20 protein-coding genes are annotated in these 24,403 nt (G+C 67.4%); 6 read left to right on the forward strand and 14 right to left on the reverse strand.

Annotated features, from left to right (window positions below):
• Positions 1 to 341 precede the first annotated feature (341 nt).
• The gene (locus tag G6N32_RS15030) at positions 342 to 1,847 is read right to left on the reverse strand and encodes a phytoene desaturase family protein (RefSeq protein ID WP_197935716.1); all 1,506 of its coding nucleotides are present in this window, start codon (positions 1,845 to 1,847) and stop codon (positions 342 to 344) included.
• A 129-nt stretch (positions 1,848 to 1,976) separates the two neighbouring features.
• Positions 1,977 to 2,576, reverse strand: coding sequence for a TetR-like C-terminal domain-containing protein (locus G6N32_RS15035; RefSeq protein WP_232077120.1), 600 nt, complete (start codon positions 2,574 to 2,576; stop codon positions 1,977 to 1,979).
• Positions 2,577 to 2,753: 177 nt separating this feature from the next.
• Here G6N32_RS15035 and G6N32_RS15040 point away from each other — a divergent pair, with 177 nt between their 5' ends.
• Positions 2,754 to 4,067, forward strand: coding sequence for an MFS transporter (locus G6N32_RS15040; RefSeq protein ID WP_115320275.1), 1,314 nt, complete (start codon positions 2,754 to 2,756; stop codon positions 4,065 to 4,067).
• Here G6N32_RS15040 and dtd read toward each other — a convergent pair.
• From dtd to G6N32_RS15100, 12 genes are read right to left on the reverse strand one after another with little or no spacing between them, the layout of a single operon-like run.
• Positions 4,045 to 4,476, reverse strand: coding sequence for a D-aminoacyl-tRNA deacylase (dtd, locus tag G6N32_RS15045; RefSeq protein ID WP_115320276.1), 432 nt, complete (start codon positions 4,474 to 4,476; stop codon positions 4,045 to 4,047). The genes G6N32_RS15040 and dtd overlap by 23 nt on opposite strands.
• 27 nt (positions 4,477 to 4,503) lie before the next feature.
• On the reverse strand, positions 4,504 to 5,940 hold the full coding sequence (locus G6N32_RS15050) for an aldehyde dehydrogenase family protein (protein WP_115321242.1): 1,437 nt from the start codon (positions 5,938 to 5,940) through the stop codon (positions 4,504 to 4,506).
• Between the two features lie 27 nt (positions 5,941 to 5,967).
• Positions 5,968 to 7,680, reverse strand: a complete 1,713-nt coding sequence (locus G6N32_RS15055; RefSeq protein ID WP_115320277.1) for a thiamine pyrophosphate-binding protein — start codon at positions 7,678 to 7,680, stop codon at positions 5,968 to 5,970.
• Positions 7,681 to 7,699: 19 nt separating this feature from the next.
• Entirely contained in the window at positions 7,700 to 8,653 is a 954-nt protein-coding gene (locus tag G6N32_RS15060; protein WP_115320278.1) for an acyl-CoA dehydrogenase family protein, read from the reverse strand.
• A gap of 24 nt (positions 8,654 to 8,677) precedes the next feature.
• Entirely contained in the window at positions 8,678 to 9,850 is a 1,173-nt protein-coding gene (locus tag G6N32_RS15065; protein ID WP_115320279.1) for an acyl-CoA dehydrogenase family protein, read from the reverse strand.
• The gene (locus G6N32_RS15070; protein ID WP_115320280.1) at positions 9,847 to 10,746 is read right to left on the reverse strand and encodes an acyl-CoA dehydrogenase family protein; all 900 of its coding nucleotides are present in this window, start codon (positions 10,744 to 10,746) and stop codon (positions 9,847 to 9,849) included. Before G6N32_RS15070 ends, G6N32_RS15065 begins: the two co-directional genes overlap by 4 nt.
• On the reverse strand, positions 10,743 to 11,900 hold the full coding sequence (locus G6N32_RS15075) for an acyl-CoA dehydrogenase family protein (RefSeq protein WP_115321244.1): 1,158 nt from the start codon (positions 11,898 to 11,900) through the stop codon (positions 10,743 to 10,745). Before G6N32_RS15075 ends, G6N32_RS15070 begins: the two co-directional genes overlap by 4 nt.
• A 53-nt stretch (positions 11,901 to 11,953) precedes the next feature.
• Positions 11,954 to 13,111 carry a CaiB/BaiF CoA transferase family protein gene (locus G6N32_RS15080; protein ID WP_115320281.1) on the reverse strand — a complete coding sequence of 386 codons (1,158 nt, stop codon included), beginning with the start codon at positions 13,109 to 13,111 and terminating at the stop codon, positions 11,954 to 11,956.
• Entirely contained in the window at positions 13,108 to 14,022 is a 915-nt protein-coding gene (locus G6N32_RS15085; protein ID WP_115320282.1) for an SDR family NAD(P)-dependent oxidoreductase, read from the reverse strand. Before G6N32_RS15085 ends, G6N32_RS15080 begins: the two co-directional genes overlap by 4 nt.
• On the reverse strand, positions 14,023 to 15,873 hold the full coding sequence (locus G6N32_RS15090) for a flavin-containing monooxygenase (RefSeq protein ID WP_115320283.1): 1,851 nt from the start codon (positions 15,871 to 15,873) through the stop codon (positions 14,023 to 14,025).
• The gene (locus G6N32_RS15095; RefSeq protein WP_115320284.1) at positions 15,870 to 17,243 is read right to left on the reverse strand and encodes an aromatic ring-hydroxylating oxygenase subunit alpha; all 1,374 of its coding nucleotides are present in this window, start codon (positions 17,241 to 17,243) and stop codon (positions 15,870 to 15,872) included. Before G6N32_RS15095 ends, G6N32_RS15090 begins: the two co-directional genes overlap by 4 nt.
• A gap of 12 nt (positions 17,244 to 17,255) precedes the next feature.
• Positions 17,256 to 18,101 carry an SDR family NAD(P)-dependent oxidoreductase gene (locus G6N32_RS15100; RefSeq protein ID WP_115320285.1) on the reverse strand — a complete coding sequence of 282 codons (846 nt, stop codon included), beginning with the start codon at positions 18,099 to 18,101 and terminating at the stop codon, positions 17,256 to 17,258.
• A 155-nt stretch (positions 18,102 to 18,256) separates the two neighbouring features.
• Between G6N32_RS15100 and G6N32_RS15105 the strand changes: the two genes are divergently transcribed.
• From G6N32_RS15105 to G6N32_RS15125, 5 genes are read left to right on the forward strand one after another with little or no spacing between them, the layout of a single operon-like run.
• Positions 18,257 to 19,846 carry a Vgb family protein gene (locus G6N32_RS15105; RefSeq protein WP_115320286.1) on the forward strand — a complete coding sequence of 530 codons (1,590 nt, stop codon included), beginning with the start codon at positions 18,257 to 18,259 and terminating at the stop codon, positions 19,844 to 19,846.
• 1 nt (position 19,847) lies between these two features.
• Positions 19,848 to 20,588, forward strand: coding sequence for a GntR family transcriptional regulator (locus tag G6N32_RS15110; RefSeq protein ID WP_115320287.1), 741 nt, complete (start codon positions 19,848 to 19,850; stop codon positions 20,586 to 20,588).
• 6 nt (positions 20,589 to 20,594) lie between these two features.
• Positions 20,595 to 22,157: an AMP-binding protein gene (locus G6N32_RS15115; protein ID WP_115320288.1), complete on the forward strand. Its 1,563-nt coding sequence runs from the start codon at positions 20,595 to 20,597 to the stop codon at positions 22,155 to 22,157.
• Positions 22,150 to 22,932, forward strand: coding sequence for an SDR family NAD(P)-dependent oxidoreductase (locus tag G6N32_RS15120; protein WP_115320289.1), 783 nt, complete (start codon positions 22,150 to 22,152; stop codon positions 22,930 to 22,932). The genes G6N32_RS15115 and G6N32_RS15120 overlap by 8 nt, the downstream gene beginning before the upstream one ends.
• Complete coding sequence (locus G6N32_RS15125; protein WP_115320290.1) at positions 22,917 to 24,398, forward strand: AMP-binding protein; 1,482 nt, start codon at positions 22,917 to 22,919, stop codon at positions 24,396 to 24,398. Before G6N32_RS15120 ends, G6N32_RS15125 begins: the two co-directional genes overlap by 16 nt.
• The last annotated feature ends 5 nt before the right edge of the window (positions 24,399 to 24,403 follow it).

Consider the following 24,403-nt stretch of genomic DNA (forward strand, 5'->3'; position numbering starts at 1 on the left):
ATTGACATCTCTCAGCCGTCCGTTTTCCCGGTAACTATCAGAGCTAAACCGGTTCTCGCCCAATACTTTTCGGATTGATGGCTCCGTCCCGGCAGTCGTCAGGCGTCACACCACCGACAAAGCCGGCCAGGTCGGTGGCCGTTTGGATGCAGGCCTCCGCGATGACCACTCCGATCCGGTCCGATCCGGTCCGATCCGGAAGCGCCGGCGGGTACCTGGAGGTTTCCACTGAAGCTGCAGATTTGTTTACGGGCAGCAACGTTTTATGTTCGTCATAGATTTTATGTTCGTCATAGATTGGCCGGTGCGGTCGGCATTCTGGCCCGGTAAGGCCCAGCCCCTCAGCTCCGCGGTAGACGCGCCACGGCTGCCGGGCCGATCTCGGGGAGCTGCCGAATGCCGAATTGTTCGTCCAGGACTCGCGCCGCGGCGTGCATGCCACACATACCGTGCACACCGGGCCCGGGCGGGGTCGACGCCGAGCACAGATACACGTTGTCCAGGGGTGTGCGGTAGGGATTCCACCTCGGAACCGGCCGGGCGAGCATGCGATAGAGCGACACGGTTCCCACTGCGATGTCACCGCCGACGTAGTTGGGATTGTGCCCGGCCATTGCGGCGGCCGGAATACAGCGCGAGCCGATCACGACATCGCGGAACCCGGGTGCGAACCGCTCGATGTGGGTGGTAACCGCCTCGGTCATGTCCACCGTCGAGCTGTTCGGCACGTGGGCGTAGGTCCACAACGGCCGAGTGCCGCTCGGCCCGAACCGGGTGGCGTCGACCACCGTGGGCTGGCTGGCCAGAGTCATCGGAGTGCTGCTGTGCAGGCCGGCGGCTGTGTCGCGCTCGGCCCGCTTCATCTCCTCTCGGCTGCCGCCGATGTGCAGAGTCCCTGCCTCGGCCAACCGCGGATCCGTCCACGGCACCGGACCCGACAGCGCGAAGTCCACTTTGGCGACACCGTTGCCCGGAGTGAACCTCCCCAGCGCCGAGCGGTAGCTCTTGGACAGTTGCGTACCGAACACCTGCGTGAGCACCCATGGGGAGGTGTCGAACAGATAAGCCCGCGCCCGCGGCAGCTGGGCGGCCTCAGTGATCTGGCAATCGGTGACCACCTCCACCCCGCGGTCGGCCAGATCGGCCAGCAATGCGCCGGTGATCGACTGGCTGCCACCAACCGGAATCGGCCAGCCGTGGCTGTGGGCGAGGGTGCCCAGGAGCAAGGCCGTCGCGCCGCCGGCCAGTGCCGGAATCACGACGTTGGCGTGCGCGGAGACACCGGTGAGCAATGCACCGGCGCGCGGCGCCCTGGTCAGCCAGTCCCAGAGCGGGCTGCCCAGCTCCACCGCCCGGCTCGCGAGAGCTGCGGCGCCGGCCATGCCGGCGGGTCGCAGAGCACTGCGGGGCACGCTGCGAAGGTCGCTGAGCCCGATATCGCGCACCGTCGACCAGTTCTCGACGAGCGGTTCCATCACCTGCCGGTAGGTCCGGCCCTCCCGCGCGCCGTCTTCGGCCAGCTCGTCCACGGTGCGGTTGAGGTCTTGATAGGCCACCGCGGCCCGGCCATCCACGAGCGGCTGGGCGAAGGCGATAGCCGGCTTCGGTAGGTCGACACCACGCGCAGCCAGGTCGAACTGCTCGAAGAACGGCGAGGCCACCGCCATCGGGTGCACCGCCGAACACACGTCGTGTAGCAACGGCACCCCAAGATTCAGCATCTCGGTGCGGCAGCCACCGCCGGGGGCCGATTGGGACTCCAGGACCCGGACCGACAACCCAGCGGCCGCGGCGATCACCGCGGCAGCCAGCCCGTTGGGCCCGGAGCCGACGACCACTACGTCCACGGGCGGTCTCATCGTCCTCAGATACCACTCATCGGAGGCCGCTAACCGCAGTCCAATGCGGTATCCCGGTGCCCAACGTGGAATCCGGCGACCGACATTCGTTCCGGACGGCCTCGGGCAGCGACTACGTCACCGTTTCGCAACGGCATGCCAGGCCAGGTCGGCGATGGCAGCGCAGTAGTGCTCGGCGATCGGTTCCCGGGTGTAGAGCGCACGCACATTGATCGGCGCGAGGACGAGTTGCATCGCGGCGATCGTGTCGACGCCGTCTCGCAGCTCACCGCGCGCGGCGGCCCGGTCGAACACCGACCGGATACTGGCGAACCGCCGCATCCAGAACGCCATCCGGGTGTCGTCTGCGAAAGCGGCACGGTCGTCCACCACCAACGCCCGCAGCAGGCTGCGACCGACCGTGTCGTTGACTTGTTGGGCCACCACCGTGGCCAGGGCCTGCAAATCGGTGCGCAGCGATCCGGTGTCGGGCGCGGTGAGCACGTCGTTGCTCCAATACAAGAGCGCCTCAAGCGCGAGCCGGCTGCCGTCGCCCCAGTACTCGGTGACCAGTGCTTCGTCGATCTTGTGCCGAGAGCACATGGTCGGGATGTCGAATCGTTCCAAGCCCCACCGGGTGAGCTCGTCGTAGGCGGCTTTCATCACTGTGTGCCGGACGTCATCGGGGACGCCGGCGTCCGTATGCTCAGACTCACCGTCGATTGGTCGACCTCCCATACCTGCCAGTCGTCAACTGCCAGTCAACCAAACCCACTCGGGCTTATCCGCCGATTTGCTCATGAGTTTTCGTCGGGGGCGGCCGGGGCGGCAGTACAGTGACGATTTCGATTGCAGCGGAATGATCTTTGTTCGGCGCGGACTGTTGACCTCGATGGGAGGCGATCGGGATTGCCCATGGGCCACAATGCGGCGAGCGCAGCGCCCCTTCGTCGGGTGATCACGGGAGCGTCGATCGGAAACGCGGTGGAGTGGTACGACTTCGCGATCTACGGCTTCCTCGCCACGATCATCTCGGTGAAGTTCTTCCCGCCCGGCAACGAGACCGCCGCGCTGCTGAACACCTTCGCCATCTTCGCCGCGGCTTTCTTCATGCGGCCGCTGGGAGGCTTCTTCTTCGGTCCGCTCGGCGATCGTCTCGGCCGTCAGCGGGTGCTGGCCCTGGTGATCCTGCTGATGTCCGGTTCGACGCTGCTGATCGGACTGCTGCCGACCTACGCCTCCGCCGGCGTGCTATCCCCACTCGGCCTACTACTGCTGCGATGCCTGCAGGGCTTCTCCTCGGGAGGCGAATATGGCGGTGGCGCATGCTATCTCGCCGAGTTCGCCCCTGACCGTAAGCGCGGGTTGGTGGTCGGCTTCCTCGTCTGGTCGGCGGTGCTGGGATTTCTACTCGGCTCGATCACCGTGACATTGCTCCAAGCAGCACTACCGGCCGGCGCGATGGAGAGTTACGGGTGGCGGATCCCGTTCCTGCTGGCCGGTCCCCTGGGCTTTGTCGGCCTCTACATCCGGCTGCGCCTGGACGATACTCCGGCGTTCGCCGAGCTGACCGAGGCCGACGAGGTGGCGGCCTCGCCGCTGCGTGAGGCGGTCACCACGGCATGGGCGCCGATCTTGCAGGTGATCGGGTTGATGATCATCCACAACGTGGGGTTCTACGTGGTATTCACATATCTGCCAACGTATTTCATCAAGACTCTGCAGTTCTCCAAGACAGCGTCGTTCGTCTCGATCACCGCCGCCAGCGTCGTGGCCCTGGTGCTGATACTCCCGCTGGGGGCCCTGTCGGACCGGATCGGTCGAAGGCCGCTGTTGGTCACCGGCGCCGTCGGCTTCGCAGTACTGTCCTACCCCGCGTTCCTGCTGCTGAACTCCGGCTCGCTGGCCTGCGCCATCGTCGCGCACTGTCTGCTGGCGGCGATCGAGGCGGTGTTCGTGTCGGTGTCCCTTGCGGTCGCGGCCGAGTTGTTCGCCACCCGCGTGCGCTACAGCGGGCTGTCGATCGGCTACAACGTCTCGGTGGCGGTCTTCGGCGGCACCACCCCCTACGTGGTGACGCTGCTCAGTGCCCGCACCGGTAACGCGTATGTCGCAGGCATTTACGTCGCCGTCGCTGCGGTGGTGTCCCTGGCCGCGGTACTGACGGTGCGCGAGACCGCGGGCAGACCGCTGCGCACGCTGGGAGTCACAGCTCCAGTAACACCGTGACCGGGCCGTCGTTGACCAACTCGACCTTCATGTCAGCGCCGAACACTCCGGTTTCGACGTGGGCGCCCAGCGCCCGCAGCGCATCGGCGAAGGCCGTGACGAGCGGTTCGGCGACGGCGGCCGGCGCCGCCGCGTTCCAGCTCGGCCTGCGCCCCTTCACGGTGTTGGCGTACAGGGTGAATTGGCTGATCACCAGGATCGGTGCACCGGTATCGGCCGCGGACCGTTCATCATCGAGAATCCGTAATTGCCAAAGCTTTTCGGCGATCTTACGCGCGATGGCGTCGGTATCGGAATGGGTGACGCCGACCAGGGCCAGCAGGCCCTGGCCGGACGGCCGGATCTCCCCGACCACCTCGCCGCCCACCGAGACCGACGCCGACGTGACCCGCTGCACCAGCACCCGCATGGGTGCCGATGCTAGTGCGTGCCCGGCCTAGTCCCCGGCGCCGACCGGCGCGTAGCCGAGGATCGCCTTGGTCTCCAGGAAATCGGCGAAACCCTCTTCGCCCCATTCCCGTCCGTTGCCACTGGTTTTGTATCCGCCGAAGGGGGCTTTGATGTCGAACGCGTGGTTGATGGCGACCGCGCCGGCACGGATGCGGCGGGCCAGCGCGCGCGCCTGGTCCAGGTCGGCGCCGGAGATGTAGCCGTAGAGGCCGTAGTCGGTGTCGTTGCCGATCTCGACGGCCTGGTCCAGGGTGTCGTAACCCAGGATGCACAGCACCGGTCCGAAGATCTCCTCGCGGGCGATCGTCATATCGTTGTTCACATCCGCAAACACCGTCGGGCGCACGTAGTAGCCGGTGTCGAGGCCTTCAGGACGGCCCGGGCCGCCGGCCACCACCGTCGCTCCCTCGGCGATGCCCTTCTCGATGAGGCCTTGTACCTTCTCGAATTGCGCGCGGGAGGCCACCGGCCCGATGGCCGAGCTGTCGGACAGGTCGCCGACCTTGACTCCTTCGGCGGTCGCCTTCGCCACCGCCACCGCTTCGGCCATCCGCGACTTCGGGACCAGCATGCGCGACGGCGCATTGCAGCTCTGCCCCGAGTTCATCATCATCACCGCGACCCCGGCCGCCACGCTCTGACCGAACGCCTCGTCGTCGAGCACGATGTTGGGGCTCTTTCCGCCCAACTCCTGGCTGACCCGCTTGACGCTGGGGGCGGCGTTGCGCGCCACCTCGATGCCGGCCCGGGTCGAGCCGGTGAACGACACCATGTCGATGCCGGGATGGCTGGACAGCGCTGCGCCGACCCCCGGCCCGTCACCGAAGACCATGTTGTAGACACCCGCGGGAAGCCCTGCGGCGTCGATGATCTCGGTGAAGACCTGCCCGGAGAACGGCGCGACCTCCGACGGCTTGAGCACCATGGTGCAGCCGGCAGCCAGGGCGGGGAACACCTTGCAGGCGATCTGGTTGATCGGCCAGTTCCACGGCGTGATGAGGCCACACACCCCGACCGGCTCCTTGACCACCATCGTCTGGCCGCGCTCTGTCTCGAAGCTGTAGTTCTTCAGCACGTCGATGGCGGTCGAGAGGTGACCGAGACCCATCATCACCTGCGGCCCCGCGGCCAGCGTCGGAGGTGCACCCATCTCCTCGTGTACCGCGTCAGCGAGATCCTTCAGCCGTTTCTGATACTCGTCGAGGATCGTCTGCAGAGCATCGAGGCGGTCTTCCTTGGAGCTGACCGACCACGTCCCGAATGCCGTGCGGGCCGCCTTGACCGCCTTGTCCACGTCGGCGTCGCTGCCGATGGCGATCGTGCCGCCGACCTGCTCGAGTGTCGGGTTGTCGACGTCGAGCGTCTTCAGCTCGACCGGATCCACCCACTGGCCATCGATGTAAAACTTCAGATATTCGCGCATGATCACATCCTCCTCAATCCGGTTGGGTTATTGGGTGCCTTCGGCGTACCAAGTCCGGAATCGGTCGTACTTCGGCATCTCCTCGGAGTTGGCCTTCGGGTCGATGCACACGTGCACCACGCCGACCTTTCCGCTGGCGTAGGCGCGGGCGATCGCCGGGCCGATCTCCTCTTCTTTCTCCACATACTCACCGTGGCAACCGAAACCCTCGGCGATCTTGTCCATCCGGACATCCTTGCTCCAGTGCACGCCGGGTTGTGGCGACGGCTGGTCGAAGGTCCGCTTGTACACGCCCACCTCGAGGCCCCATTGATGGTCGACGCCGACCACACACACCAAAGGCAGGTTCTGCCGGGCCGCGGTCTCCAGCTCGGCGATGTGGAACAGGAACGCCGAGTCACTGGTCAGCAGCATGACCGGGCGCCGACCGCCGTCGGCCACCGAGGCGCCGACGGCGTAGGGCAAACCTGTCCCCAGATGACCGAAGTTCTGGTTCCAGATCACGTCGCGCGGCTTGGTCTGCGAATAGGTCCACTGAAAGATCACGGTTGCCCCGCCGTCGCGCACCAGGATGCCGTCGTCGAGTTCGTCGAACGCCTTGGTGGCCTCGACGACGTACCGGGCCGGGTGCACCGGGGTGCGACCGCTCGGTGCCTCCTCGGCCACCCGAGCCAGCTCGGCGGCGTCGGCCCGGATCAGAGTCTCGAGGGTGGCCGACGGGGAGCGAGGGGTCGCTCGCAGCGCCTCCACCAGCTGCGGCACCACACCGCGCAGGTCACCGACCAGCGCCACGTCGACCGGCCGGTTGACGCCGATGGCGGTTGGGTCCTGCTCGACCAGCACCCATTTGCGCGTCGCGTTGTTGGCGGCCCAATGCTGGGTGCGGCCGTAGTGCATGGGTTCGCCGAGTTCGGTGCCCAGCGCGACGCACAGGTCGGATTCTTCGACGGCTTGGTTGGCGGCCGGGGAGAACAGGTACGGGAACGTCCGGTCCTGCAGACCCGGGATGAACGATGTCCCGCCGGAGGTCTGGATCACCGGACACGCCATCAGTTCGGCCAGCTGCCTGACCTCCTGCTGCGTGCGGGAGGTGTGCACACCGTGACCGACCAGCAGCACGGGCCGCTGGGCGTCGCGAATCAATGCGGCGGCCTCGGCCACCTCACGGCCGCCTGCGCCCTGGTTGACCAGCCGGTAGGACGGTGGCGGCGGTGCGTCGTCGACGTCCAGCTCTTCGAGGATGACGTGAGACGGGAACTCGACGTAGGTCGGTCCCGGCGTGCCCGACATGGCCTTGCGGATCGCCTCATGGATGATCTCGTCGGTCTGGTCGGCGTACTCGATCGAGCTGCTGTACTTCACCGATGCGGCGAAAAGCGGTTCCTGCTGGACGAATTGGATGCGCCCGCGGCGCACCCGGCGCTCGGTGACCCGGGCCCGCTGGCCGCCCAGGAAGATCACCGGTGAGTTCTCCACGAGTGCGCACTGGATGGCCCCGGCGATGTTGGCCATCCCCGGGCCGAGCGTGCCGATGCACAGGCCGGGCTTGCCCGTCATCCGGGATGCGGCCTCGGCCATGAAGCCCGCGCTCAGCTCGTGGTGCGGCGCCACGACCGACCAGCCGCGGGCATCGGCTTCGGTGAACATGTGCACGAAGTTGGGGTCCGGGATGCCGAACAGTGTATTCACACCCTCGGCCTCGAACAGGTCGAGAATGCGTTTGTAGACCGGTACACCCATGCGAAACTCCTTGATTCCGTTACAGATAGCTTTGTGCGAGTTGATGACGATGCGCTGCGGGCGAGCCGAACAGCGAACGATTCAGCGCGGCGCGCTTGAGGTAGATGTGGATGCCGCTTTCCCACGTGTAGCCGATGCCGCCGTGCAACTGCAGCGCCTTGCCTGCCACGTCGACGGCGGTGCTGCAGGCGTACGACTTAGCCCTTGCCGCGGCCGCCCCGGCATCGGGCTGGTTCTCGGCGACGGCGTGTACAGCCGCGCGTACCAGCTGGCGGGCGACCGCGATCGCCACATGCATGTCGGCGCAGGCGTGTTTGACGGCCTGGAACGAGCCGATGGGCCTGCTGAACTGGTGGCGCATCGTCACGTACGAGACGGTCGCGGCGAGCATGGCCTCCGCCACGCCGAGACTGTCGCATGCGATGGCCACGGCAGCCCGGTCGTGGATCCGGCGGACGGCATCCTCGGGATCACCGTCGAAAACCATGACCTGCGAGCGTTGTTCGACTGCGACCCGGGCCAGCCGCCGGGTCTCGTCGAGCACCGGTTGCGCGGTGATCGTCACGGCCGCCTCGGCGACCCCGCCGTCGCTGAGCACCAGGACTGTGTCGGCGCCGCCGGCGTCGGGCACGAAGCCGAGCGGTTCGAGCGCGACGGCCACCCTGGTCTCTCCTGAGGCGATGCCGGCGAGCAGCCGGTCGCGAGTGGCGCTGGGCGCCAGGCAGTTCAGCACTCCCACAGCCAGCACGGCGCTGCCGAGGAAGCTGGTGGCGCTGGCTGCGCGGCCGATCTCCTCGCAGATCACGGCCACCTCGGCGAACGTCGCGCCGGAGCCGCCGAGGTGCTCGGGCACTTCCAGTCCGGCCCATCCCGCGTCGGCGATCACTGCCCACTCGACGGTGCGCTCCTTGGCCAGGAGCTCGCCGGCCACCGACCGGAGGTCGGCGTGGAACTGCTCGAATTCGCTTGTCATCAGGTCTGCCCGACTCTCGCGGTCTCACGAGGCCTCGCTCGGACTCGGTTCGCGCGGCAACCCCAGCCCGCGCTCGGCAATGATGGTGCGCTGAATCTCGCTGGCGCCGCCCGGAATGGTCCATTCCCAGGAACCGATGAAGTCCAGCATCCACGCTCCGGACTCCCAGCCGCTGGACGCGGGCTTGGTGAGTGTGGTGTGGGCGGCCAGGCCGCCGATCTCGGCGCCGAAATCGGTCATCCGCTGCAGCAGTTCGCTATAGAACAACTTCACCACCGAGGCGTCCGCCGCCCCGGTGGCTTCGCTCTCGCCGCGGGACACCAGGTCACGGCACAGTCCGCGCAACCCGGCGATCTCGATCTCGAATTGCGCCAGGCGATCGGCGACCCTCGCATCCATCACCGGCGAGCAGGCCTGCACCAGCCAGCGGAAACCCGCATTCCCCAGCCGCTCGGTCAATTCCAGCATCGTCATGCCGCGCTCGGCACCCAGCGTCGCCTGAGCGACCTGCCAGCCCTCGTTCTCGGCGCCGATCAGATTGGCAGCCGGGATGACCACGTCATCGAGGAATATCTCGCAGAAGTGCGACTCCCCGATGGCGTTGCGGATCGGCCGCACCTCGATACCCGGCGTGGTCATGTCCAGCAGGAAGTAGGAGATCCCCCGGCGTTTGGGCGCCTCGGGATCGGTGCGGGCCAGCAGCAGGCACCAGTCGGCGTGTAATCCCCCACTGGCCCAGATCTTTTGACCGTTGACCAGGTAGGTGTCGTCGACTCGTCTGGCGGTGGTACGCAGGCCGGCCAGATCGGATCCGGCCTCGGGTTCGGAGAATCCCTGCACCCAGATCTCGCCGTCCAGGATCGCGGGCAGGTGGCGGGCGCGCTGTTCCTCGGTGCCGGCAACCAGCAGGGTGGACGCGGCGTGGTGGATGCCGACGAACGCCAGGACCAACCGCGGGGCGTCGTGGGCGGCGAGTTCGGAGTACAGCACGATCTGCTGATCGACCGGCATTCCGCCGCCCCACCGCGCCGGCCAGTGCGGGACGGCGAAGCCCGCGGCGTGCAGTTGGGCAAACCACGCTTTCTGGAAGGCGACGAATTCGGCGTCGGGGACGCCGGTTTGGTCAGACCGCCAGTCAGCCGGCACATGGTCGGCGCACCAGGCACGGACCTCGGAACGGAAATCCGCCAGGCTCACGCGAACAGCCCTGTCAGGCCGCGCCGCCCCGTACGGCGGGCCAACTGGTCGCGGGTCGCCGACAGACCGAACGGAAGCCGGCGCAGCGGTTGGCTGTACCGGGACAGCCACGACAGGGTGGTCTCGTCACAGAAGCCGGCGGCACCGTGCAGTTGGTGGCACACCCGGAACACCACCTCGGCAGCCTCGATGGCGGCCAGCCGCAGCGCGAGCGCATCGTCGGTGTCCTGGCTCCACAGTGCGTGTTTGGCCAACATCTCGAGCCCGCTGCGCTCCACTTCGGCGTCGGTCAGCTGGAACTGCACTCCCTGGAACGCCGACAGCGGCTGGCCGAACTGCTTACGCAGGGTGATGTGGGCGATGGTGAGTTCGATGGCGCGGTCCAGCATCCCGAGCAGGGTCCAGCACGGCAGCACGAGGCCGAGCGCGACGTCGCCGGTGCCGCCGGTGTCGATCGGCGTCAGCTCCAGCGCGCAGATGAAGCCCGGCCCCACCGCTGCGGTTGGCGTCGCCGAACTGCGGGCACCGTCGACGGTGACCGCAATCCACCGGTGCCGCAGGCCGTGGACTGCGGCGGTGGGGGCGGTGGCGGACACCACGATCAGTCCGTCGGCGTCCAGGTCGGTCGGGTGAGCCAGGCGCTCGGCCAGCGGGTACGGCAGCGCCCAGTAGCCCGCGCTGCGGCACAGCGCGGCGGCGGCCTCGGCGGATTCCGGGTCGGTGCGCACGTCGAGGTCGAAGGCGCCGAGTTCGGTCAGCACCGGAACAACGAGCGCGTCGCGGTCGCCGGGCTTCGCTTCGGCCTGCTGGACCAGTGAGTCCCCGCCGGCAGCCTCGAAGGCGCGCAGTGCTTGGCGGCCGTATTCGGCTGCGTCGTCGGATAGTTCGAGGTTCATCGTGCACCTGCCAGCAGCGCCCTCGACATCAGAATGCGCTGCATCTCGATGCTGCCCGAGGCCACGGTCGCGGACTGCGAGTAGCGCCAGTGGTCTTCGACCTCGGCACGGTAATACGCCGTCGCGGAGTCGTCACGGGGCACCTCGGCGATGATGTCCATCAGCACCTCGGCGCTGTCCTGATCCAGTTTCGTCACTGCGATCCGGTAGGCCGCGGCGTCGCCTGGCTGAATGCGCCCGCTGCTCTGCAGTGCCACCACCCGGTACGCCATCAGCCGGGCCCGCCTGCAGTGCAACAACATTCGCACCCAGCGTGCGCGCAGCTCCTCGGGCAGCTGCTCCCACCGATCCCCCAGCGCCTGCGGCGCCAGCGTGAGGAGTCGTTCGCAGCGGGCATAGCGGGCGATCCCGACCCGTTCGAAGGACAGCACATCCTGCACGATCGACCAGCCACCGTCCAACGGCCCGAGCAGATCGGCCTCGGTTACCCGCAGCTCGTCGAAGAACACCTCGTTGAGGTGATGTGGACCCATCATGGTGCGAATAGGGCGGACCTGGATGGCCGGATCATCCATGGGCACCAGGAATATCGACAGGCCCTGCTGTTTCTTGTCGGCTTTGGTGGTGCGCACCAGCAGGAAGCACCACTGGGCCATGGTCGCGTACGAGGTCCAGATCTTCTGTCCGCTGATCCGCCAGGTGTCACCGTCTCGGCGGGCGGTCGTGCGCAGTGACGCCAGGTCCGAGCCTGCCTCCGGCTCCGAGAAACCCTGACACCAGATGACCTCACCGCGGGCGATCGGCGGAAGATGTTGGCGCTGCTGGGCTTCGGTGCCGTAGCGCATCAGCGTCGGGCCCACCCAGTTGACGCCCATGTATTGCGCGCCGCGCGGCTCGTGATGGGCCCACATCTCCTCGCGGACAACGGTCTGCTCCCACGCCGAGGCGCCCCGCCCGCCGAACTCTTGCGGCCACGCCAGGCAAAGCAGGTCGCGTTCGGCCAGTGTCCGACAGAACCGCTGAGCAGCAGCCAGATCCGCCGGGTCGTCGGTGAACGCCCCGAGGAAGCCCTCGGGGACATGCTCTTTCACCAATTCTCTGAGCTGCGAGCGTAGCGCCGCCGCGGGTGCACCCATCGCGAAGTCGAGACCCATGCGCCGCTCCTCCTCATCGCTCGTGCCTCGCTCTGCATCGTCGCCGGCGGGCGTCATGCGCTTTCCACCTCCGCCAGACCCAGCTCCGCCAGCACGTCCGCGGTGTCGGCGCCCAGCTCACGAGTGGGCCCACCGATGCGGCCCGGGGTGCGGGAGAACCAGGTCGGCACACCCGGCATCCGGACCGGGCCCTGCGGGGTGTCCACCGTCTCGAAGAAGCCGACCGCGTTCAGCTGCTCGTTGTCGAACAGCGCCTGCGGGGTGTTCAACGGTGCGGCCGGGATTTCCAGCGCGAGAAACAATGTCAGCCACTCCGCGGTGGTGCGTTCGGTCATGGTCTGCGCCACCAGCGAGTACACCGTGTCGATCTCGGCGGCGCGGGCCGACAGGGTGGTGTAGCGCTCGGTGTTCCACGCGGGCTGCACCGCGTTGATGAAGCTGGCCCAGTGCCGGTCGTTGTAGATCAGCGCTGAGATGTAGCCGTCCTTGGTGCGGTACGGCTTTCGGTTGGGCGCAACGGTCCGGTGATACATCGCCGGCCCGAGTGGCGGATCGAACATCGCCCCGTTGGCGTGTTCGACGAGCATGAACGAGGCCATCGTCTCGAACATCGCGACTTCGACCTCTTGACCTTCACCGGTACGTTCGCGGTGGAACAGCGCCATCGTCGTCGCATACACCGCGGTGAGCCCGGCGACCTTGTCCGCGACGATGGTCGCGACGTAGTTGGCCTCGCCGGTCAGTTCGGCCTGCACGGCAGGCAGCCCGCACTCGGCCTGAATGGTGTCGTCGTAGGCGGGGCGGTCGCGATCGGGTCCACGGTGGCCGTACCCGTAGCAGTTGGTGTAGACGATCGACGGGTTGATGGCGGCGACGTCGTCGTAGCCGAACCCGAGCTTGGTGATCGCCTTCGCCCGCATCGAGTGGATGAAGACGTCGGCACCGGCGATCAGCGCGCGCAGTGCGGCGCGGCCTTCCTCGGAGCGAAGATCAAGTACCACACTGCGTTTGCCTCGGTTGACGTTGACGAATACCCCGGACAGACCCGGCGCGGGGCCGACCGAGACGTAACGGGTGTCGTCGCCTGCCGGTGGCTCGACCTTGATGACGTCGGCGCCCATATCGGCGAGGATCTGGGTGCAGTACGGCCCCATCACCATTGCGGTGAGGTCGACCACCCGGATCCCGGCCAGCGGCCCGGTGCCGGTCACGCTGTGCCCCTGGCCACGGCGAAGCTGTGACCGATGTGCGCGTTGTGCCCGTCGGGGACCACCGGGAACTGCAGCGGCTCGGTGAGGTCGCGGATCGCACCGATGTGGGCGCCCACGTCGTCGACTGTCCACGCCGGTTGGTACACCCCCGCGCTTTCGACGATGGCCACCCGGGCCACCCGGCCTGCGATGGCGGTCAGGATTTCGCCGGTGACCGAACAGGATTCGTGCGCCAGCCAGCCGACCACCGGGGCGACCAGCTCCGGCCCCATCGGCGGGTAGGCCGACGTGTCCAGCCCCTCGGCCATTCTCGTCACCGCGGCCGGGACGATGACGTTGCAGCGCACCCCGTGCGCGGCGCCCTCGAGCGCGACGACGTTGGACAACCCGATCACCCCGGCCTTGGCGGCGGCGTAGTTGGCCACCTCGTGGTTGCCGTAGAGACCACCGATCGATGACGTGAGGACGATCCGGCCGTAGCCGGCCGCGCACATCAGCGGGAATGCCGCCCGCACCGCGTGGAACGCGCCGCGCAGGTGCACGTCGAGCACCGCGTCGAAGTCCTCTACCGTCATCTCCGACAGCGCCGCATGCCGGACGTTCCCGGCGTTGTGGATCAGCACGTCGACACGCCCGAACGCCTCGGTGGCCGCCGCGGCGATCGCCGCACCGCCGGCGGCGGTCACCACCGAGTCGGTCGACGCGATCGCCTCCCCACCGGAGGCGATGATCTCCTCGACGACCTGCTGGGCCGGACCGCCGTCGGCGCCGTGACCCGTCAACTCACCGCCGACGTCGTTGACCACCACTTTGGCACCCAGTCCGGCGAGCAGCCGCGCGTACTCGCGGCCCAGCCCCCGGCCGGCGCCGGTGATGACGGCGACGCGGTCGTCGAATCGTGCCTGTGTCATCTAATCTCCGAGCACCAGGCCGTCGAGATCACCCGTGGCACGCCAGTCGGCGAGGAGTTCGTCGAAGGCATAGAAGCCGGGCGAATAGAAGTCGCCGAGGAACGATCCGTTGTTCTCCGAACCGCCGCGGCCCTCGTTGTTGTAATAGCCGGGCGTGCAGGATAATTCGAAGGCCGAGTTGTCGATGGACAGCTCGCGCACGGTGCTGACCCAGGCGTCCTGTCCCTCCTGGCTTGGCTCGACGGTGGTCGCGCCGCGGCGCTGGGCCTCGGCGATGATGTACGCGATGTGCTTGGCCTGCTGCTCGAACATCGCGGTGGTGTTGGCCGAGACTCCGCCCTGGATGAACCCCATGAAGAATTGATTGGGGAAGCCGCGACTGGTCATGCCGTGCAAGGTCGCGTAGGCGTCGTGCCAGTGGTCGAACAGCGACACCCCGTCTCGCCCGACGATGGCGTCGATCGCGAACCGCCTGCTGATCTCGGTGGAGATCTCGAAGCCGCTGGCGAAGATCACGCAGTCGACCTCGTATTCGACCCCGTCCGCGACGATCCCCTTCTCGGTCAGCCGTTCCACGCCCTTCGACGCCGACACGTCGACGAGGGTGACGTTGGGACGGTTGAAGGTAGCCAGGTAGTGCTCACTGGAGGTCGGACGCTTGCACATGAAGCGGTAGTACGGCTTCAGCGCCTCGGCGGTGGCCGGATCCTCGACGATCTCGGCCACGAGGCGGCGCAGCCGCTCCATGATCTTGAAGTCTTCTTCCTCGCGGAACGCCATGATCTGCTCGATCGACACCGATGCGGGATCCTCACTGGCGGCGATCCGGGCGGTCAGGTTCCGCCCGAGCTCGGTCCAGAAATCGCACACCAGGTCCGGTTCACCGAACACCACCCCGACGAACGGCGACCAGTTGTGGAAGTTGCGCTTGCGCTCTTCCTGCCAGCCGGGTTGCAGGGTCGCGGCCCAGGCCGGATCTGTGGGCGGGTTGGTTCGCGCGTCCACCGATGACGGGGTGCGCTGGAAGACGAAGAGCTGCTGGGCATCGCGGCCCAGATGTGGAACCAGCTGGATGCCGGTGGCGCCGGTGCCGACCAGAGCGACGCGCTTGTCGGCCAGCTTGTGCAGCCCGCCGTCGGCGTCACCGCCGGTGTAGTCGTAGTCCCAGCGCGCGGAGTGGAACACGTGACCACCGGCCGCCTGAAAGTCTTTGATGCCCGGGATGCCGGGCAGCTTCGGCCGGTTGTAGGAGCCTTGGGCCATCACGACGAACCTGGCCCTGAGGTCGTCGCCGCGGTCGGTGCTGATCTGCCAGCGTTGCGTGTCGTCCTCCCAGTGCAATTCGCGCACCTGGGTGGAGAACAGCGCTCCGTCGTACAAGCCGAAGTGCTTGCCGATGTTGCGGCAATGCTGGAAGATCTCGGCGCCGTCGGCGAACTTCTTCGACGGCATGAAGCCCAGCTCTTCGAGCATCGGGATGTAGCAGTAGGCATCGTTGTCGCACTGGATCCCCGGGAACCGGTTCCAGTACCAGACGCCGCCGAAGTCGCCGGCCATCTCGATGACCCGGATGCCGTCGACGCCGGCCTTCTTCAGGTAGGCCCCGGCGAGCAACCCGGCGAAACCGCCGCCGAGCACCACCACGTCGACGTCGTCGAAGATCGGATCGCGCTGCACCACCGGCGTATACGGATCGACTTCGTAGAACTCGGCGAACTCACCGTCGAGCTCAAGGTATTGCGCGGAGCCTTCCGGACGTAGCCGCTTTTCCCGCTCCACGCGGTACTTCTCCCGCAGCGCATCGACGTCGATGTCGCCGGGCGTCGGGGTGGGTCCGCACTCGGCGGTCATCGGCCGTTCTCCTCTGCGAGCGGTCTCGGCTCGCCGAGACCCATGTATTTCGACAACTGGTAATGCAGGTTGACCGTGCTGCGCTCGCGGTACGGGTTGGGTTGTGTCCCGGGGAAACCCAGCGACTTCATCCCCTGCTGGACGGCGGCCATGTTGGAGAAGTCCTGGGGCAGGACGCTGCGCCACCGCGGATCGCCGACCGGGCTGTACTCCCATTCCGTCTGGGGCTCGGCGCCTTTCGGGTAGAGCTCGAACACCGACACCTCGAAGATGCACTTGTCCGGGTCGTAGCCCGGGTCGGGGCGCGCGCCGTAGCACAGTGCACTGGTGAGGCCTTGCCCGATCTGGAAGTTCGGGAACAGCTGCCAGGCGGTGCCGCTCTGTCCGAGGATGTCGGCCGGGATCGTCGGCCAGACGACCCCGCGCGCCTCGTCGTCGCGCCGCGCCGCGGCCAGCCAGTGCTCGAGCACCTTGTCCGCCGGTGTGCCCTCAGGCAATTCGTCGACGAGCCGCAGCGCGGCGGCCACCAGCGTCTGCGTGGTGGTGGCGTTGGTTTCCTCCATGGTGTACACCTGCATTTCCGCGGTGGAGATCCGCGGGTCGCCGGTCCCGAGCCTGATCTTGGACTTCGTCTCGGCCATGTCCTCCGGAGCGTCGTAACCGATGTTGCTGTGCCGGCCCTGCGCCTTGGCCCAGCCCTTGAATTCACCGAACTTGTTGAACTCGGGGTGGGTGGTGAAGACGTGGTAGGTCTCGTTGAACGCCTCCAGCGCGACTTTCCAATTGCAGTCGAAGTGCACCCATTTGCGCCACTTGCACCGCATGTTCTCCAACCCGAACGGGTCGAGGATCTTCGCGGCCGGGAACAGGTAGTCGGCCAACGGCTCGCAGTCGGGGTCCATGTTGACCCACAGCCAGCCGCCCCAGGTGTCGACGTTCACCGGCCGCAACCGGGTGTTGCCCGGTTTCAGCGCACCCTTCCAGTCGGCTTCTTCACGGATATGGGTACAGGCGCCGTCCAGACCGTATGTCCAGCCGTGGAATCCGCACACGAATGACTTACGGGCCCGTCCCACAGCATGTTTGGCCCCTGCCGGGGTGTCCACCAGCCGACGGCCGCGGTGCATACAGACGTTGTGATGCGCCGCAAACTCGTCGGGACCGGTCCGAACCACGATGATCGAGTCGTCGAGGATGTCATATGTCAGATAGCTGCCCACTTCGGGCAGTTCCTCGACGCGGCCAACCTGCTGCCACACCTTGCGCCACAGCTTGTCGCGCTCGGCACGGGCGTACTCCGGTGAGATGTAGGCATCGACACCGATGGTCATCGGCTCCGCGAGCTCTTCGGCAGTCTCCAGTTCGCCCATCGTCAAATCCTTTCAGGGCCTGCTGATCTCGCGGCGGAAGTCGTCGTCGGAGAGGAACAGCGAGGTGTTGTCGGCGCGCAGATGGCTCCATCGCAGGTCCAGGCCACCGTCGACGAGCAGGGTTTGGCCGGTGATGTAGCCGGCGAGGTCCGAGAGCAGGAACAGGATGGCACCGGCCTGTTCTTCCGGTTGTCCCCGCCGTCCCATCGCGATCGCCGCTCGATCCCGTTCCGGATCGGCGTCGACGTAGGTACGCGACGCCGCAGTCTCGGTGACTCCGGGCGCAACCGCGTTGACCCGGATGTCGTCGGGTGCGAGTTCGACCGCGAGGGTGCGGGTGGCCGCGACGATCGCGGCTTTGGCCGTGCCATAGGCGATGTGGAACGGCGCGGTGTTCATCCCGCTGATCGACGAGACCGACACGATCGAACCGTGCCCGCCGGCCGCCCGGATCTCGGCGGCCACCGCCTGGCTCATGAAGAACATCGTCTCGAGATTGGCGGTGAACAGGTCTCGCCAGTCGTCACGGCTGACCCGGGTGGCGGGCATCCATGTCGAGGGCGCGGCGCCGCCGGCAATGTTCACCAGGCCGTACAGTCGCCCCTCGGTGCCGCGCACCGCGGCCAGCACGGCAGCGATCCCGTCGTCGGTCGCGGCGTCGGCCGTCACCGGCACGATCGGCAGTCCGTCGGCGATCAGCGGACCGATGTGGGTGTCGAGGTTGTCCTGTGAACGGCTGACGGCGACGACGGTCGCGCCGGCCCGTGCGGCCATGCCGGTGACGGCGGTTCCGATGCCGCCGCCGCCGGCGCCCGACACCACCACGATGCGGCCGTCGAGCCTGAGGAGATCCGCCATAACCTGCTTTCACGCATTTTTTGTCCGGACAAATATCTACGCTCTGCCGAATGGAGAACATGATTCCGCAGCGGTTATAGCCTCGTCAAGGGTCGCTGCGAAGAATTATGGCGCCTATTGTCTGGACTAAATCAGCTTGGTACGGTCACGCCGTGATGCTGCAGCAGAACGGCCGCTTCACCCTCGCCCAACCCCCGGTGGTGGCCGAGGGCTGGACCATCGAGCGCCGGACCGCGCCCAGCCGGCTGTTCGGCGCCAACGGTCTGCGGACCGGTCCGGACGGTCGGGTGTACATCGCCCAGGTGACCGGCAGCCAGATCAGCTCCCTGGACATCGGGACCGGATCACTCGACACGATCAGCGCCAAAGGCGGCGACATCATCGCCCCGGACGACGTTGCGTTCGACGATGCCGGGAACCTCTATGCCACCGAGGTGATGGACGGGCGGGTCAGCATGCGGGCCGTCGACGGCACCACCCGGGTGCTGCGCGACGATCTGCCGTGCGCCAACGGCATCACCGTGCACCGCGGCCGGCTCTTCATCGGTGAATGCCGCGAGGGTGGCCGCCTCCTCGAGCTCGATCCGGCCGGCGGCCCGCCGCGCATCCTGTTGGAGAACGTGCCCTCACCCAACGCGATGGAGGTCGGACCCGACGGGCTGCTGTACTTCCCGGTGATGGGGGCCAACGAGATCTGGCGCATCGATCCGGACGGCGGCGGCCCCGACGTGGTGGCCGGCGGCCTGGGCGTGCCCGATGCGGTCAAGTTCGACGCGAACGGGAATCTGGTCTCCACCCAGGTACACAGCGGCCAGGTGCTGCAGATCGATCCGCGCACCGGGCAGCAGACGGTGCTGGCCAATCTCAGTCCCGGACTGGACAACCTCACCTTCGTCGGGAACAGACTGTTCGTCTCCAACTTCACCGGTGAGATCACCGAGGTCCTCGACGGACTGCAGACCCGCACCGCGCTGCCCGGCGGACTGAACTGGCCGTTGGATCTCACGGTCGGCCCCGACGGCGTGGTGTACATCGCTGACGGCACCTACTTCTATGCGCTGCGCGCCGACGGCACCCTCGAGACCCTCGGCATGCTGTTCAGCCCGGGCTACCCCGGTTTCATTCGTGGGGTCACCGCGACAGGGCCGGGTGAATACGTGGTGACGACCTCAGGCGGGCAGGTCGCCCGGTTCCGCCCCGCCGACGGCGAAAGCGATTTTCTGGCAGACGGATTGGACCAGCTCTACGGGGTGGCCGTCGGAGCGCGCGGCATAGTCGCCGTCGAGCAGGGCACCGGGCGGCTGGTGTCGGTGGACGCCGGTCGCACCGAGGTACTGGCAGCCGGACTGGACACCCCGGTCGGGGTGGCGTTCGGGCCCGACGGCAGCCCGCTGGTCAGCGAACGCGGCCGGGTGGTCAGGATCGACGGCGGCACGATCGACCCGGTGGTGGACGGATTGGGTTGTCCGCAGGGCATTCTGGTGGACGGTAACCGGCTCTACATCGTCGACAGCGACACCAAGTCGCTGCTCGAAGTCGATCTGGACAGCGGATCCCGCACCACGATCGCCTCGGGTCTTCCGGTCGGCGCCCCGCCCGGCGTCACCCCCAAGCCGCTGCGCGGCATGCCACCGTTCTCGGGTCCCCAGGGGCCCTTCGCCGGGATCGCCGCCGCGCCGGACGGCACCGTGTACGTCTCGGCGGATGCCGACGGCAGTGTCCTGGCCCTGCGCCGGAGGAGCTGACATGCCGCATCCCGAGTCCGGCGACCACCGCTACATCCAGGTGGCCCGCACGCTGCGCAAGGAGATCGTGGACGGGGTGTACCCCGTCGGTTCCCAGCTGCCCACCGAACACGAACTGTGTCAACGGTTTTCGGTCAGCCGATACACAGTCCGCGAAGCCTTGCGACGGCTGCGTGAGGACAATTTGGTGTCGTCCCGGCCGCGGGCAGGCACGATGGTGGTGCCTCGGCCGTCGGCGCACGCCTACGTCCAGGATGTGGTGTCCATCAACGACCTGCTGGCCTTCGCCACGGGTGCCCGGTTCGCCATCGAATCGATCGCCATGGTCACGATCGACGACGCGCTCGAGCACCGGACAGGTCTGGCGGCCGGCGACGAATGGCTGGCGGTTCGGGGATTCCGCAGCGCTGACGGGGCGGACGCCCCGGTCTGTCGCACCGAGTACTACATCAACCGGGCGTTCGCGGCGGTGGGCCGGATGTTGCAGAACCACAGCGGGCCCATCTTCCCGCTCATCGAGGACCTGTTCGGGCTCAGCATCGTCGAAGTGCGGCAAGAGATCTCCGCGGTCCAGGTCGACCTCGAACTGGCCGGCCGGCTCAAGGTCGAACCGGGCACACCGGCCCTTGAGATGCAGCGGACCTACATCACGTCCGATGGCGAGATCGCCCAGGTCACCGTCAACACCCACCCGGCCTCGCGGTTCCGCCATTCGATGACGATGCGACGGGTGAAGGGCTGAGGGGCCGTGCGCTCCGCGCAGCGTGACGCCGAATTGGCCACCCGGGCCTACGCTTCCGGATCGTGGGTGCACGACACCCTGGCGGACGCGTTGGCCGCCGCCGCTCGTGACACCCCACGGCGGGAGGTAATCGTCGACGGCCCGGTGCGCCTGGACTGCGCGACGCTTCACGATCGGGCGAGCCGGCTGGCCGGCGCGATGCTGACCCGGATGCCTGCCGGAAGCGTGGTGTCGTTCATGTTGCCCAACTGGCATGAAGCGGCGATCGTCTACCACGCAGCGACGGTGGCCGGCATGGTGGTCAATCCGATTCTGCCGTCGCTGCGTGACCACGAGCTGGCCTTCATCCTGGCTGACGCCGATGTGCGAATGATCTTCGTCCCCGGTGACGTCGGCGGTCACGACTATGCGGCGATGCTCCAGCGGGTCACCGCGACGCTGCCCGATCCACCGGTTGTCATCGTGGTCCGTGGCGGACCGCTGGCCGGGCAGTTCGCGTTCGACTCGCTGCCGAGCCCGCCGGCTCCGGCTCCGACTCTGGACCCCGACGCCGTCCGGATGATCCTCTACACGTCCGGCACCACCGGACGGCCCAAAGGGGTTCTTCACAGCCATAATTCGATTCACGCTTTGATTCGCCAGATCGGCGGGCACTGGCTGATCGACCCTGGGTCGGCATTCCTGGTTCCCTCCCCCATCGCCCACATCGGTGGGTCGATCTATGCGTTCGAATGCCCAGTCCTGCTGGGCACCACCGCGGTGCTGATGGACCGGTGGGACGCCGACGAGGCGGTCGCACGGTTGACCGCCGAGCACTGCACGCACATGGCCGGCGCGACACCGTTCCTTCAGGCGATTCTCGCCGCCGCCCAACGCGCGAACACCCGCTTGCCCGACCTGCGGGTGTTCATCTGTGGCGGCGCCTCGGTCCCACCGCAGCTGATCCGCACTGCGGCCGACTATTTCGAGCAAGCGATGGTCACCCGGGTGTACGGCTCCACCGAGGTGCCGGTCACCACGATCGGCGCTCCCGACGATCGCGACCACGCCGCCGACACCGACGGCCGACCCGGCATCGCCGACGTCACGATCGTGGACGGTGAAATCCGGGCACGCGGCCCGCAGATGCTGCTGGGCTACCTGCACCCGGACGACGACACCGACGCCTTCGATGCCGACGGCTACTTCCGCACCGGCGACCTCGGTCACTGGGTGGGCGGCCGCTATCTCGTCGTCACCGGCCGGGCCAAGGACATCGTGATCCGCAACGGGGAGAACATCGCGCCCAAGGAGATCGAGGACGTCCTGCTCGGCCACCCCGGCATCAACGAGATCGCAATCGTCGGGGTGCCCGATCCGCGCACCGGGGAGCGAGCGTGCGCGGTGATCGTCACCGACCGGGCGCCGGGGCCAGACGTCGGTGATCTGCGCGACTACCTGCAGGCCACCGGTGTCGCGAAGTTCAAGTGGCCCGAGCAGGTCGTCGTCTGGGACGCGCTGCCCAAGAACGACGCAGGCAAAGTACTGAAACATCGGATACGAGCGAGATTGGTCGACGCGGATGAGTGATCCACAGGTCGCGGTGGTGACGGGGGCCAGCAGCGGAATCGGATTCGCCTGCGCCACAACACTCGCCGCGGCGGGAATGGCTATCGTCGGCACCGGGCGTGACGCGAGCCGGCTGGCCGCGCTGGCGGACGCGATCGGCGATCCAGATCGGGTGGCCACGCTGGCCGTCGACCTCACCGATGACGACGCTCCGCAGCGGATCGTCGAAGAAGCGGTCTCCCGCTGGGGACACGTCGACTTTCTGATCAACAACGCAGGCGTCGGCAGCCCGAAGCCGCTGCACGAAACCGACGACGAGACACTGGATTACTTCCTCGGCGTCATGCTGCGGGCGCCGTTCCGACTCGCCCGCGACGTAATCCCGCATATGCGAACAGGTTCGGCCATCATCAATGTCACCTCGACCTTCGCCGTGGTCGGCGGTCTGCGCGGCGGCGCCTACTCCGCAGCCAAGGGCGGCCTGACCGCACTGACCCTGCACATCGCGTGCCAGTACGGCGCACAAGGGATTCGCAGTAACGCCGTCGCGCCGGGCGTCACCGTCACCCCGATGGTGGAGCACCGCCTCGACGATCCCGGCTTCCGGAAGATGCAGACCGAGATGACACCGCACACCCGGCTGGGTCGGGTCGAGGATATCGCCGGCACGGTGGCGTTCTTGTGCTCCCCCGCAGGCAGTTTCATCAACGGCCAGACCATCGTGGTCGACGGCGGCTGGAGCTCCACCAAGTATCTGTCCGATTTCGCGCTGACCTCGGAGTGGGTCGCCCGGTGAACCTGTTCGCCACCCTCGATCAGGCCGCGGACCGCTTCGGCGACCGCGGTGCGGTCTACCGCGGCGAGCAGCAGTTGCACACCTGGAATGAGCTCAGGCAGCGCGCGCTGCGACTGGCGGCATCGCTTCGGGGTGTCCACGCACCAGGCCAGCGGATCGCGATCGCCAGCGAGAACCGCGCGGAGATCATCGAACTCTTCTACGCGGTGTGGGCGGCCGAGTGCGTCGTCGTCCCCGTCAACTTCAAGCTCCATCCCCGCGAGATGGCACAAATTCTCGACGACTGCAGCGCAGCAACGGTTTTCGCATCCCCAAAGATCGCAACCGAGCTGGCTCCGCACTCCCCGGTGCGTGTCGAGGTGATCGGCGGCCAGGACTACGACGACCTGTTCACCGCTGCGCCCGCTGACGTCCCGGCGACCGACCCGTCGTCTCTGGCGTGGCTGTTCTACACCAGCGGCACCACCGGTCGATCCAAAGGAGCGATGCTGTCCCATCGCAGCCTCACCGCGATGACGGTGGCCCACCTGGCCGACATCGATTCACCGGACCAGAATTGCAGCTTGTTGCACGCCGCCCCGATGTCGCACGGCTCCGGTCTCTACATCGCGCCCTATGTGCTGCGCGGAGCACGGCAGGTGGTTGCCGCATCCGGCGTCTTCGACCCGGACGAGTTCCTCGATCTCTGCGCGGCGCACCCGGGAGCGTCGGCGTTCCTGGCGCCCACCATGATTCAGCGTCTGGTCGGCACCGGGCGGGAGGCGCCCGCGACCCTGCGCATGATCGTCTACGGCGGCGGCCCGATGTACGTCGACGGCCTCAAGAAGGCGATGGCCGCGTTCGGGCCGGTCTTCGCGCAGATCTACGGCCAGGGTGAGTCGCCGATGACGATCACCGGATTACGGCGCGCCGACCATGAACTCGGCGACGACGCGATCCTCGGGTCGGTGGGATATCCCCGGGCCGGGGTCGAGGTGGCTGTGCTGCGTACCGACGGTGGTCGCGCGCAGCCGGGCCAGATCGGTGAGATCGTGTGCCGGGGCGACGTGGTGATGTCGGGGTACTGGAACCACCCGGAGGCCACCCGCGACACCGTCAAGCAGGGCTGGCTCTACACCGGGGACATGGGCTCGTTCGACGACCGCGGCTACCTGACCTTGCACGACCGCTCCAAGGATGTGGTGATCAGCGGTGGCAGCAACATCTATCCGCGGGAGGTGGAGGAGGCGCTGCTGGAGCATCCGGATGTGGCCGAGGCCTGCGTGGTCGGTGCGCCGGATCCGGAATGGGGCGAGGTTGTCGTGGCATTCGTGGTGGGCTCTGCAGCCGGCCCGACGCTCGATGCCCACCTGCTGGAGCGGATCGCGCGGTTCAAGCGGCCCAAGCGCTACGTCTTCGTCGACGACCTGCCGAAGAACAGCTACGGCAAGGTGCTCAAGCGTGAATTGCGCGCCCGCCTCGGGTAACGGCG

The organism is Mycolicibacterium aichiense (genome assembly GCF_010726245.1).
Taxonomy (GTDB): Bacteria; Actinomycetota; Actinomycetes; order Mycobacteriales; family Mycobacteriaceae; genus Mycobacterium; species Mycobacterium aichiense.